General features: G+C 71.1%; 13 protein-coding genes. 1 reads left to right on the top strand and 12 read right to left on the bottom strand.

Going from position 1 to position 12058, the window contains the following annotated elements:
• Nucleotides 1–14: 14 nt before the first annotated feature.
• The 6 genes from fliI to H149_RS20935 all read right to left on the bottom strand — a co-directional run bounded on the left by fliI (nucleotide 15) and on the right by H149_RS20935 (nucleotide 6190).
• Complete coding sequence (gene fliI / locus H149_RS0113105) at nucleotides 15–1373, bottom strand: flagellar protein export ATPase FliI (RefSeq protein ID WP_020650219.1); 1359 nt, start codon at nucleotides 1371–1373, stop codon at nucleotides 15–17.
• Nucleotides 1370–1984 (bottom strand): FliH/SctL family protein, encoded by a 615-nt coding sequence (locus tag H149_RS20940; protein WP_169518349.1) that lies wholly within the window; start codon nucleotides 1982–1984, stop codon nucleotides 1370–1372. The genes fliI and H149_RS20940 overlap by 4 nt, the downstream gene beginning before the upstream one ends.
• Nucleotides 1985–2015: 31 nt before the next feature.
• Entirely contained in the window at nucleotides 2016–3014 is a 999-nt protein-coding gene (gene fliG / locus H149_RS0113095) for a flagellar motor switch protein FliG (RefSeq protein ID WP_020650217.1), read from the bottom strand.
• A gap of 34 nt (nucleotides 3015–3048) precedes the next feature.
• Nucleotides 3049–4677, bottom strand: a complete 1629-nt coding sequence (gene fliF, locus H149_RS0113090) for a flagellar basal-body MS-ring/collar protein FliF (protein WP_020650216.1) — start codon at nucleotides 4675–4677, stop codon at nucleotides 3049–3051.
• A gap of 13 nt (nucleotides 4678–4690) precedes the next feature.
• Nucleotides 4691–5023 (bottom strand): flagellar hook-basal body complex protein FliE, encoded by a 333-nt coding sequence (gene fliE / locus H149_RS0113085; protein ID WP_020650215.1) that lies wholly within the window; start codon nucleotides 5021–5023, stop codon nucleotides 4691–4693.
• 237 nt (nucleotides 5024–5260) lie between these two features.
• Nucleotides 5261–6190, bottom strand: a complete 930-nt coding sequence (locus H149_RS20935) for an MBL fold metallo-hydrolase (protein ID WP_020650214.1) — start codon at nucleotides 6188–6190, stop codon at nucleotides 5261–5263.
• A 139-nt stretch (nucleotides 6191–6329) separates the two neighbouring features.
• Between H149_RS20935 and H149_RS20930 the strand changes: the two genes are divergently transcribed.
• Nucleotides 6330–6881: a MerR family transcriptional regulator gene (locus tag H149_RS20930; protein ID WP_020650213.1), complete on the top strand. Its 552-nt coding sequence runs from the start codon at nucleotides 6330–6332 to the stop codon at nucleotides 6879–6881.
• Here the strand turns inward: H149_RS20930 and H149_RS24235 are convergent.
• The 6 genes from H149_RS24235 to fliS all read right to left on the bottom strand — a co-directional run bounded on the left by H149_RS24235 (nucleotide 6878) and on the right by fliS (nucleotide 11991).
• Entirely contained in the window at nucleotides 6878–8359 is a 1482-nt protein-coding gene (locus H149_RS24235) for a sigma-54 dependent transcriptional regulator (RefSeq protein ID WP_020650212.1), read from the bottom strand. The genes H149_RS20930 and H149_RS24235 overlap by 4 nt on opposite strands.
• The gene (locus H149_RS0113065) at nucleotides 8352–8726 is read right to left on the bottom strand and encodes a response regulator (RefSeq protein ID WP_245540521.1); all 375 of its coding nucleotides are present in this window, start codon (nucleotides 8724–8726) and stop codon (nucleotides 8352–8354) included. The genes H149_RS24235 and H149_RS0113065 overlap by 8 nt, the downstream gene beginning before the upstream one ends.
• A gap of 47 nt (nucleotides 8727–8773) precedes the next feature.
• Nucleotides 8774–10222, bottom strand: coding sequence for an RNA polymerase factor sigma-54 (rpoN, locus tag H149_RS0113060; protein ID WP_020650210.1), 1449 nt, complete (start codon nucleotides 10220–10222; stop codon nucleotides 8774–8776).
• Between the two features lie 129 nt (nucleotides 10223–10351).
• Nucleotides 10352–10987, bottom strand: coding sequence for a response regulator (locus H149_RS20925; RefSeq protein WP_039748963.1), 636 nt, complete (start codon nucleotides 10985–10987; stop codon nucleotides 10352–10354).
• A 49-nt stretch (nucleotides 10988–11036) separates the two neighbouring features.
• Nucleotides 11037–11582, bottom strand: coding sequence for a PilZ domain-containing protein (locus H149_RS0113050; protein ID WP_154654799.1), 546 nt, complete (start codon nucleotides 11580–11582; stop codon nucleotides 11037–11039).
• A gap of 1 nt (nucleotide 11583) precedes the next feature.
• Nucleotides 11584–11991, bottom strand: a complete 408-nt coding sequence (fliS, locus tag H149_RS0113045; protein ID WP_020650207.1) for a flagellar export chaperone FliS — start codon at nucleotides 11989–11991, stop codon at nucleotides 11584–11586.
• Between the last annotated feature and the right edge of the window lie 67 nt (nucleotides 11992–12058).

The raw sequence follows: 12058 nt of genomic DNA, 5'->3' as shown, positions 1-12058 counted from the left end.
GCTTCTCCTCCGTACTAGGCGAGCAGTTCTTCGAGCCGGCGGCGGCTGTCGTCGAAAGAGGCCGCCTCGTGCACGGACTGCTTCAGGAAATCCTCGATGCGCGGCCAGCGTTCGAGCGCCGCGTCGACTTTCGGATCGGCGCCGCGCTGGTAGGCGCCGATGTTGATGAGATCGCGGTTGCGCTGGTACGCCGAGAACAGCGTGCGCAGCGCGCGCGCCTTCTGCATCTGCGCGTCGCCGACGACGTCGTGCATGACGCGCGAGATCGAGGCTTCGATGTCGATCGCCGGATACAGGCCGGCATCGGCGATCGCGCGCGACAGCACGATGTGGCCGTCGAGAATGCCGCGCGCGGCGTCGGCGATCGGATCCTGCAGATCGTCGCCTTCGGTCAGCACCGTGTAGAACGCGGTGATCGAGCCCTGCCCTTCGCGGCCGTTGCCGGCGCGCTCGACCAGCGCCGGCAGGCGCGCGAACACCGACGGCGGATAGCCGCGCGTGGTCGGCGGCTCGCCGACCGCCAGGCCGATCTCGCGCGCCGCCTGCGCGAAGCGCGTCAGCGAATCCATCAGCAGCAGCACGTGGCGGCCGCGGTCGCGGAAATGTTCGGCGATCGCCGTCGCCGTATAGGCCGCGCGCAGACGCAGCAGCGGCGAGCGGTCGGCCGGCGTGGCGACGACCACGGCGCGCCGCCGGCCTTCGGCGCCGAGGCTCTTGTCGAGGAATTCGCGCACTTCGCGGCCGCGTTCGCCGATCAGGCCGACGACCACCACGTCGGCGCGCGTGAAGCGCGTCATCATGCCGAGCAGCGTCGACTTGCCGACGCCGGTGCCGGCGAACAGGCCGAGCCGCTGGCCGCGTCCGACCGTCAGCAGCGCGTTGATCGCGCGCACGCCGACGTCGAGCGGCGCCGTCACCGGCGCGCGCGCCAGCGGGTTGATGCTCGGCGCGTCGAGCCGCGCATGACCGTCGGCCTGCAGGCGGCCGCCGCCGTCGATCGGCGCGCCCTCGGCGTCGAGCACGCGGCCGAGCAGGCCGTCGCCGGCGACGATGCCGGCGCCGCCGGACAGCGGATGCACGCGCGCCTGCGGCGTCAGGCCGCGCATGTCGGCGGTCGGCATCAGAAAGGTGCGCTCGCCGGCGAAGCCGACGACTTCGGCTTCGAGGCCGTGACCGTCGGCGGTGTCGACGCGCACGCGCGCACCGATCGGCAGGCGGCAGCCGACCGCTTCGAGGGTCAGGCCGACGACGCGCTGCAGGCGTCCTTCCGGACGCAGAGTGGCGAGATCGGCGACGGCGCTGCGCTGCCGCAGCAGGCCGGCGCCGAGGCGCTGCGCCGCGGCGCGCCGCCATTCGCCGCTCGCCGCGCTCACGACGCCGCTCCGGCCAGCGCCGCGGCGGCCAGCGCCAGACGCGTATCGAGGCGGGCGTCGAGATAGCTCGATTCGGTCTGCACGCGGCAGTCGCCGCGCTGCAGCTGCGCGTCGTCGAGCACGCGGAACTGCTGCGCTTCCGGCGGCGGCTGCAGCTGCTCGCGCAGCAGCGCCGCATCGTCCGGATGCGCGTACAGGCGGATGTCGCGCAGATCCGGCGGCAGCGCCGCCAGCGCCGTGCGCGCCAGCGTCACCACGTGCTGCGGCTCGCACTGCAGGCTCTCGTCGACGAGCTTGCGCGCCAGCGCGCAGGCCAGATCGACGAGCGCGCGTTCGACGTCCTCGTCGAGCTGCGCGAGCGGCCGCGCGATCTGCTCGATCAGCGCGCGCAGCCGCGCCGCCTCGCGGCGCATGTCCTCGCGGCCGGCCTGTACGCCGTCCTCGTAGCCGCGTCGCTTGCCCTCCTCGTAGGCCGCGGCCTCGATGTCCTCGATCGCCTGCGCGGTCGGCGGCGCGGCATCGGCCGGCGCGTCGAACACCGGCAGCGACCAGCGCGTCAGACGCGCGTCGGGATCGGCGATGACCTCGCCGCCCGGCTGCGGCTCGCTCATCATCGGCGCGCTCCGCCGCTCGCGGCGCGCATCAGACGAAGGCCTCGCCGTTGCCGAGCACGATCGCGCCGCTCTCGGCGAGGCGGCGCGCGACGGCGAGGACGTCCTTCTGCGCGGCCTCGACGTCGGCGAGCTTGGCCGGCCCCTTGGCTTCCATGTCCTCGACCAGCATTTCGCCGGCGCGCTTCGACATGTTCTTGAGAATCTTGTCGCGCACGCGCGGGTCGGCGCCCTTCAGCGCCAGGCCCAGCGTCTCGGTCGAGATTTCGCGCAGCAGCGTCTGCACGCTGCGGTCGTCGACCGCGGCGAGATCGTCGAACACGAACATCAGGTCCTGGATGCGCTGGCTGAGGTCGGCGTCGACCTCGCCGATCTTGGCGACGATCGCCTGCTCGGCAGCCGAGTCCATCAGGTTGAGGATGGTGGCGGCGACCTTGACGCCGCCGACGCTCGACGACTTCAGATTGCTGCCGCCGGAGAACTGCTTCTCCATGATCTCGTCGAGCTCGCGCAGCGCCTGCGGCTGGATGCCGTCGAGCCGGGCGATGCGCATCAGCACGTCGCCGCGCATGCGCTCGGGCAGCAGCTGCACGATCTCGGCGGCCTGGTCCGGATCGAGATAGGCGAGCACGATCGCGACGATCTGCGGGTGTTCGTTGCGGACCAGATCGGCGACCGCGCGCGTCTCCATCCACTTCAGCGCTTCCAGGCCCTTGCTGTTGCGGCCAAGCAGGATGCGGTCGATCAGGCCCGAGGCCTTGTCGGCGCCGAGCGCGTTGACCAGCACGCGGCGCACGTAATCGTCGGCGCCGACGCCGAGCGAGGTCTGGTCGTCGAGTTCGCTGACGAAGCGCTGCATCACGTCGGTGGCGCGCTCGCGCGTGACGCTGGACAGCGAGGCCATCGCCGCGCCGACTTTCTGCACATCCTTGGCGCTCATGTGCTTGAGCACCTCGGCGGCTTCGGCCTCGCCGAGCGACATCAGCAGGATCGCGGCGCGTTCGACGCCGGGAACGGCGGCTTCGCTCATCGGCGGCACTCCGGCGGGCGTGACGGGCGCGGCTTCATGCGCCCTCCTGGCCGATCCAGCTCTTGACGACCTGGGCGACGCGTTTCGGGTCCTCGGCGACCGCCTTGCGCGCAAGCTGCAGGCGCTGCTCGTACGGCGACGGCGGCGGCGGCTCGCTGCTCAGCGTCACGCGATCGTCGACCAGCGGCGGCGCCGCCGGCGTGTCCTCGACCGTGCCTTCGAGCGCCGGCGCACCGGTCGAGGCGCCGAGCAGCTGGCGCAGCGCCGGACGCAGGATGAAGACGATCAGCGCCAGCACCAGCAGCACGCCGCCGGCCTGACGCGCGATCGACAGCACCTGCGGCTGTTCCCAGACCGGCAGCGCCTCCGGCGTCAGCGTCTCGCCGACGATGAAGGCGGAGTTCTGCACCGAAACCGAGTCGCCGCGCGCGGCATCGAAGCCGACCGCCTCCTTGACCAGCGCTTCGACCTTGGCGAGTTCGTCCGCGCTCAGCGGCTTGAGCACGGTCTTCTGTTCCTTGCCCTCGCCTTCAACGCGCGGCACGTGATCGACCAGCACCGCGATCGACAGGCGCTTGAGGCGGCCGACCGACTGCCGGGTGTGGCTGACGGTGCGGTCGAGCTCGTAGTTGCGCGTTGCCTGACGGCTCTGCGACTGCAGGTCGCCGTCGCTGCCGGCCGCGGCGCCGCCGGCCAGCTGGTTCAGCGGCGGATTCGCGGTCTGCGGCGGCGGCTGATTGCTGGTCGCGCCGGGCACGCCGGCCGGCGTCTTCGCGGCGCCGCGCTGGATGTCTTCAGAGGTCTGCTCGCTGCGCAGCTTGGCGGGATCGGCGCCGTACTGTTCGCGCGCTTCCTCGGTTTCGGCGAAATCGAGATCGGCGGCGACCTGCGCGTTGACGCGGCCGGCACCGACCATCGGCGTCAGCAGCTGCTCGATGCGCCGCTGGTAGTCCGACTCGACGCGCCGCGTGTAGTCGAACTGCTCGGCGGTCTTGGCCAGCGCGCTGTCGGCATCGTTGGTCAGCAGATGGCCGAACTGGTCGATCACCGTCACCGCCGCCGGCAGCAGGCCCGGCACGCTGGCGGCGACGAGGTGCACGATCGAGGCGACCTGGTCGCCTTCGAGCTGGCGGCCCGAGTACAGCTCGATGAATACCGAGGCGCTCGGCGCATCGCTCTTGCGCGCGAACGCCGAGGGCTTGGGGATCGCCAGATGCACGCGCGCGGCGCGCACCGGCTGCAGATTGCCGATGGTGCGCGCCAGCTCGGTTTCGAGCGCGTGCTGGTAGCGCGCGTTCTCGATGAACTGGCTGGTGCCGAAGCCCTGCTCCTGCTGGATCAGCTCGAAACCCTGGCTGCTGCCGCGCGGCAGGCCCTGCGCGGCGAGCTTGAGACGCGCGTCATAGAGCTGCGCCTGCGGCACGGTGACGGTGCCGGCCTCCAGCTTCATCGGAATGTCGGCGGCGCGCAGCGCGTCGGCCAGTTCCGCCGAATCCTTGTCGGACAGGCCGGCGTAGACCGGCACGTAGCCCGGCTTCTGCGACCAGGACCAGATCGCCAGGCCAATCGCCACGGCGACGGCGATGCCGGCCAGCACCGCGAGCTGGCGCAGGGCCGGAATGTCCTTGAGCTGACGGGCGGCGGGCAGTGAAAGCGTAGCCATGGTGCGCGGCCCCTTACAGCGGCATGTTCATGATGTCCTGGTACGCCGCCACCAGGCGGTTGCGCACCTCGGTCATCGCCTTGAACTGCACCTGCGCCTTGGCGCTGGCGAGCATCACCGACGACAGCTCGGTGTCGCGGTCGCCGAGCGCGAAGGACTGTTGCAGCTGCGCCGCGCTGTTCTGCGACTGGTTGACCTCGCCAATCGCGGTTTTCAGCAGCGTCGCGAAGCCGCCGCCGTCCTGTGCCGCCGGGGCCACGGCCGCAGCGCGCGCCGGCGCCGCGCCGGCCTGCGCCTGCAGCGTGCGGATCTGCGCGAGTACGTGACTGACGTCCATCTCGTTCATCGTGCGGAAATTCGTGACGGTTCGCGGCCATCGAGGCAACTTCCGTTCCCGCCCGGATGCGTCAAAGGCCCGACGCGCGTGCGCGGCCCGGGAGCGCACGGCGCCGCCCGTCAGCCCGTGGCGACGGATTCGTGGCGCGGCGGCGACCGCCGCCGCCGGCATCACGGCCACGGCCCGCGGCCGCTACGGCAGCGCATGGCGCGGCGGCGTGCGGGATCGCCGCCGCCGTGCCGACGCTCAGGACTGCGCCGGCGCCAGCCGCGGCAGCGTCGCGGTCACGCGACGGTCGTGCGACGGCACGACCAGCAGTCGCGGATTGGCCTGCTGCAGCCGATGCAGGTCGACGAGGTTGCGGCGCACACCGGCCGCGTCGTCGTCGACCATCAGCCGCGACAGCCACGGCTTCTCGGCGGGAATATCGACGCCCTCGCGCTGCCAGGCCTGATCGCCGATCAGCGCGTAGTCGTGATCGGCGCCGCGGACGAAGGCGACGACGGCGCCGGGCGTATGGCCGCCGGCCGGCACGACGACGACGCTGCCGTCGCCGAACACGTCGTGGCTCGCCGCGAAGCCGGCGTACGGCGGCCCGTCGAAGTCGTACAGGCGGTAGTTCAGCTCGCCGAAGCTGCGCAGCAGCGCGGTGGCCTCGCCGCCGTGGGCGATGAAGTCGCGCTCGACGCGCGGCAGGTACACCGGCACGCCGGGCAGATCCTGCAGGGCGCCGACGTGGTCCCAGTGCGTGTGCGTCAGAAACACGCCGGCCAGCCGCTCCGGCGGCAGGCCGGCAGCCTTCAACTGGGCGTCGAGCGGCGTCGCCGGCTGCACCTTCGACAGCACGCGCATCAGCCAGGGCACGCTCTGCAGATGCTCGTGCAGATGGCGGCCGAAGCCGGCCTCGAACAGCAGCGTGCCTTGCGGATGGCGGACGACGAAAACGTCCATGCCGAACGGGCGTGGCTCGAACCCGCCACCGCGGTAGGCGAACAGCGCATTCGATTCGAGCACGCCGGTCTCGGCGACCGCGATCGTCGCGCGCACCGCCGGCGGCGGCGGCAGCTGCGGGCCCGGCGCGTCGGGCACCGGCAGCGGCCGCGGCGTGAAGGTCCAGGCAAACGCCAGCGTGGCGGCGAGCAGCACGACGACCACAACGCCCGACAGCTTCTTCATGATTTCCTCCTTGTTCTCGTGGCAACGCGTGTCTGCATCCCGCGCGGCACCGCAGAGCTTCGGGCGCGGCGCTGGATCAGGCCGAGGCACCGACGCTAAGCTTGAAGTCAGCTTGAAGGTCAACAGGCGGACGAGGTCCATGAAGATCGGCGAACTTGCCCGGCACAGCGGCCTCGCCGCTTCGAAGATCCGCTTCTACGAGGCCAGTGGACTGCTCGCTCCCGTGCGCCGCGGCGCCAACGGCTATCGCCAGTATCCGCCCGCGGCGCTGCAGGTCCTGGAGATCATCACCAGCGCGCAGCGCTGCGGCTTCACGCTCGACGAAATCCGCGCCCTGCTGCCGCAGTCGGGAAGCCGGCCATGGCGACAGGACGAGCTGCTCGCCAGCCTCAGGCGCAAGGTCGGCGAGATCGAGCGCCTGCAGCAGCGCCTGGCCGACAATCGCCAGCGCCTGCTGGCGATCATCGGCAGCATCGAGGAGCAGCCGGCCGACGTCAGCTGCGCGACGAACCTCGAACGGGTGCTGCAGCAGGTGCGCGCCAGCGAAGCGGGCGACGGCTGCGCGGCCGCACCGGCGCGCCAGGGTCCGTCAGCGCCCATGGCACGAACAGAAGCCCTGGCTGGCGCCTGCAGCGAGGGTGCGTCGGCAGCCGGCGTGGCCGCGCATGCGCGGCCCCGCGGCGAGCGCTAGGACGCCAGCTCGATGTCGCTGCCGGCCTCGCGCGAAAGACCGTACTTGCGCAGCTTCTCGACCAGCGTCGTGCGCCGCGTGTTGAGCAGCTTCGCCGCGTGCGCGACGACGCCGCCGGCCTGCGCCAGCGCCTGGCGGATCAGCGACAGCTCGATCGCCTCGATGTGGTCCTTGAGATTCATGCCTTCGGCCGGCAGATCGCCGAGCGACAGTGCCGACGACGCCAGCGTCGCGTCCGCCGGCGGCAGCATCGCCGCGATCGAAGTCGTGCCGTAGTACGGCTCGCCGGCGCTCTCCGGCATTGCCGGCATGGCGCTCGCGGCGGCCGGCGCGTCGAGGCAGTAGCGCTTCGGCAGGCTGGCGGCGTCGACCACGGCGCGCGGATGCAGCACCGCCAGACGCTCGATCAGGTTCGACAGCTCGCGCACGTTGCCCGGCCAGTGGTAGCTGCGCAGTGCGTGCACCGCGTCCGGCGCCAGCCGCACCGAGCCGTGGCCGCTGCGTTCGAGCGCCTGGATCAGATCCTCGATCAGCAGCGGCAGGTCCTCGGTGCGCTCGCGCAGCGGCGGCGTCTCGATCGGAAACACGTTGAGGCGGTAGAACAGATCCTCGCGGAACGTGCCCTTGACGATGGCGTCCTCGAGATTGCGGTGCGTGGCGGCGATGATGCGCACGTCGCAGTGCGAGCTGCGGTTGGCGCCGACGCGCTCGAAGGTGCGCTCCTGCAGCACGCGCAGGATCTTCACCTGCATCGACAGCGGCATGTCGCCGATCTCGTCGAGGAACAGCGTGCCGCCGTCGGCCATCTCGAAACGGCCGCGGCGCGCGGTGATGGCGCCGGTGAAGGCGCCCTTCTCGTGGCCGAACAGCTCGCTCTCCAGCAGCTCCGACGGAATCGCGCCGCAGTTGACGGCGACGAACGGCTGGTCGCGGCGCGCCGAGCGCTCGTGGATCGCGCGGGCGACGACTTCCTTGCCGGTGCCCGACTCCCCGGTGATCAGCACCGTGGTGTCGAAGGCGGCGACCTGATCGATCAGCTTGCGCACGCGGCGGATCACCGTCGAGTTGCCGCTCGGCCCGCTCAGGCGCTTGGCGCCGACCTCCTGCTCCATCTGCAGCAGGCCGGCGCGCTTCAGATGCTCGGTCAGCTGCGCGTAGCGCACCGGCACGTCGAGCGGCAGGCAGGCACTGGCGTCGAGCCCGTAGCGGTTCAGCAGCGCCTCGTGCTGCGGCTGCAGCACGATCAGCGGCGGATGGCGACGGTCGCGGCGCAGCCAGGCGACGAAAGCGTCGAGACTGTCCGGCGCCGTGTCGCCGACGATGACCGCCAGCCAGTCCTGCGGCTTTTGCGCGGCCAGTGTCAGCTCGCCGGCATCGGCGACCACGCTGGCGCGGTAGTCGATGAATTCGAGGACCGCGCGCAGCACCTCGGCGCGCGCGGCATCCGCTTCGATGACCAGAACGCGAGACTCAGACATCACCCCTCTCCCGCAACAGACGACGCACCAGCTGGATCACGTCGTTTTCGTAGTTGCGCTTGTTGATGAACCCCTCGGCGCCCACCTGGGCGACGAATTCCCGATGCGCGGCGTCGTCGTAGTGCGAGGCGATGACGATGACCGGCGGCGCGTCCTGCGCCTTGATCAGGCGCGTGGCCTGCAAGCCGCCCATGCGTGGCATCGCCAGGTCCATGATGATGAGCTCGGGTTGCAGTTCCTCGGCAGCGCGCACGGCTTCCTCGCCGTCGTAGGCCTCGCCGACGACCTGGATCTCCGCAAAGCCGGCGAGCAGATGCCGCGCCAGAATCAGGAACGGCCGATTGTCGTCGACCAGCAGCGTCCGCACCTTCGTCACCGCCCTGCCCCCCCGGGGCTCGCGCCCCTTTTGTCCGATCAGCCCGCCAGCGGCAAACGCCGTGCCACGTTCTGCATGCCGCGCTCTTTCACCGGCGGGATGCGCATGGCCTCACGGTACTTGGCCACGGTGCGCCGCGCGACTTCGATCCCCTGCCTCGCGAGCAGCGCGGCGATCTCGCCGTCGCTCAGCGGCGCCTGACGGTTCTCGGCATTGATGATCTTGCGGATCAAGGCCTTGACCGCCGTGCCTGAGCTTTCCTGCCCCCGACCCGCGATCTGCGAGGGGAAGAATGCCTTCAATTCATAGACGCCCCACGGCGTCGCCACCCATTTGTTGCTGCTGACCCGACAGACGGTCGATTCGTGCATGCCGATGCTGTCGGCGATCTCGCGCAGGGTCAACGGCGCCATGCCCTCCTCGCCCCGTTCAAGGAAGCCCTGCTGGCGGGCGAAGATCGCGCGGCCGCTGCGCAGCAGCGTGTCGTGGCGCATTTCCAGACCGCGCACCAGCCAGCGCGCCTCCTGCAGCTGGTCGCGCAGCGCCCGGTGCGCGGTGGCGCCGAGCATGCGCTCGTAGGCGGCGTTGACGCGCACGCGCGGCAGGCGTTCGGCGTTGAGCTCGACGCGCCAGTTGCCCGGCGTGCCGGTGACGATCAGATCCGGCAGCGCGGCCTCGGCCGGCGCGGCCAGCGCGCTGGCCGGCTTCGGATTGAGGCTCAGGATCAGGTCGAGCGCGTCGTGCAGCGCGGCGCGGTCGGCGGCGAACGCGGTGGCGAGCGCGGCGTAGTCCTGCGCGGCGAAGTGTTCGAGGCCGCTGGCGACGATGCGGCGCGCCAGCGCCAGGCCCGGCGTCGCCGCCGGCTGCGCATCGAGCTGCAGCGTCAGGCATTCGCGCAGGTCGCGGGCGGCGAAGCCGCTCGGTTCGACATGGTGCTGCACCAGCCGCAGCGCCGCCGCCATTTCGGCATCGCCGGCGAGCGGCTCGACGCCGCATTCGCGGGCGATGCCGTCGAGCGGCTGTTCGAGATAGCCGTTGTCGTCGACGGCGTCGACGATCGCCGCGCAGAGCGCCGCCTGGCGACGATCGGCGACGACCAGGCGCAGCTGTTCGAGCGCGGCGAGGCGCGCATCGGTCTGCGGCGCCGCGGCGACGCGCGCTTCCCAGCGCTCGCCGTCCTCGTCGACCGGCTCGCCGCCACTCCACGATTCGCGCACCGACCAGTCGAAATCGGCCTCGACGCGGCCGGTCGCGGCGGCGTCGCAGCCACTGACCTCGACGTCCTGGCGCTCGTCCTCGGCCGGCGCCGGTTCGGCGTATGCGAGTTCGTCGTCCTCGCCTTCGAGCATCACGTTCTGCGCGAGCGCCTGCCGCAGTTCCTGCTCGAGTTCCAGCGTCGACAGCTGCAGCAGGCGGATCGACTGCAGCAGCTGCGGCGTCATCGCGATCTGCTGGCCCATGCGGGCCTGCACGTTCATCTTCGTCATCGGCGTGTCCCCTGTTCGCGACCCTGAGCGAATCGGCTGACACACTGTTACGAATTCGGCGGCATCCCCAAAGAAAATTATTCCCCACCGCAGGTCGGGGTTACCCCGACCTGCGACGAAATTCCGCCATCACACCAGCATGTGATCGAGGCCACTGCGGATCGCGTGGCGCATCAGCGCGTTGGTGCCGTAGAGGCCCAGCGCCTGCATCAGACGCGCGCGATGCGTCTCCACAGTCTTGATGCTGATGCCCATCAGCGCGGCGATTTCCTTGGTCGACTTGCCGCGGCCGATCAGCTGCAGCACCTGTCGCTGGCGCGGCGTCAGCACCGCCGCGTCTTCGAGGCGCTGGTCGGCGCGACGCTCGATCGCCTTGTGCGAGATCGCCGGGCTCAGATAGATCTGATGGCGCTCGACGGCGCGCAGCGCCAGGCTCAGCTCCATCGGCTCGGCGTCCTTGGCGATGAAGCCGGCGGCGCCGCTGCGCAGCGCGACGCGCACGTGATGGCCATCTGTCGGCGACGAAAGGATGATGACCGCGACCTCCGGGTAATGGCGGCGGATCTGCGCCAGCGCCTCGAGCCCGGAAATCTGCGGCAGGTTCAGCTCGGTCAGGACCACTTCGGGCCGCAGGCGGCCGGTCAGCTCGAGCAACTGTGAGCCGTCGGCGGCTTCCCCGACGATCTCGGCGTGGGCATGTTCTTCCAGCAACCGGCGCAGGCCGGCGCGCACCAGGTTCTGCGGCTCCGCCAGTACCACTCGCATCGGCAGGCTCCGTTCCTCATTTAAGGATGTAACACTGAGGTAACGGATTCTATGAGCCCGTTTCGCCGTCTCCGCGCTGAACTGGCGAACGTGCGCCAGCGACAGACCGACGGTGCCGGGTGAACACGTGGCGCTCGACCGCGGCGGCCAGCGCCTCCGGCCACGGCGCGAACTGCAGCAGCACCTCGCCGTCCTCGTGCGCGAGGACCCGGCCGCGCCATTGCAGCGGCGCCGGCAGCGAGGGATGCAGATAAAGACGGACGTCGACACAGGCGCCGGGCGCCGGCGAGTCGGCGTCCAGCGGCCAGGCCAGGCCTTCGGCGCCGACGCACACTGGGCGCGGCGCCGGCAAGGGCTGCGCCGCACGCAGCAGCGCACCGAGCAACTCGATCATCAGATCGAATTTGTGATGCAGGCGCTCGAACTCCTGCGCGCCCGGCGTCTCCGGCTCGATGCGCGTGCGCTCGTCGAGCGTGGCCAGCGCCGTCAGCATGCGCAGATTCTGCGCGGCCCAGTCGACCGGCGGTCCGTCTGTTGCCACCGTCTGCCAGGTCAGCGGCAGGCGGTCGCGATAGCTGAGGCCGGGCAATGGCACGTCAGCGCTCGCCGATCGCGTCCCAGGCCTCGCGCAGCGGGCGCAGCAGGCCGATCACCTCGTCGACCGCGGCAACATCGTTGCTGGCGTTGGCGTGCACCAGACGGCGCAGCATGTAGTCGTACAGCGCATCGAGGTTGCGGGCGACGGCGCCGCCGGCCCGGTGGTCGAGGCAGGCGCGCAGATGCTCGACGATCGCCAGCGCGCCGGACATCGCGCGCAGCTTGATCGCGAGCTCGCCGCGCGCCATCGCGCCGCGGCCCGTCGCCAGGCGCGCCAGCGCGCCGTCGAACAGCATCGCCGTCAGGCGATGCGGCGACAGCTCGGCGCTGACGGTACTGGTCGAGGCATCCTGGTATTGGCGGACGGCGGCATACGACACGGCGGCTTCCTCGCTGGCGGGGTGCATCGCACCCGATGCTGCGGGTATCGGCGCGACCGGCGGCTTCTTGAATCGGCGAGGCGCTGGCATCCGC

The sequence above is a fragment of the Solimonas variicoloris DSM 15731 genome (genome assembly GCF_000382285.1).
In the GTDB taxonomy this organism is placed as follows: Bacteria; Pseudomonadota; Gammaproteobacteria; order Nevskiales; family Nevskiaceae; genus Solimonas; species Solimonas variicoloris.
This window is presented reverse-complemented; position numbering and strand designations above follow the sequence as displayed.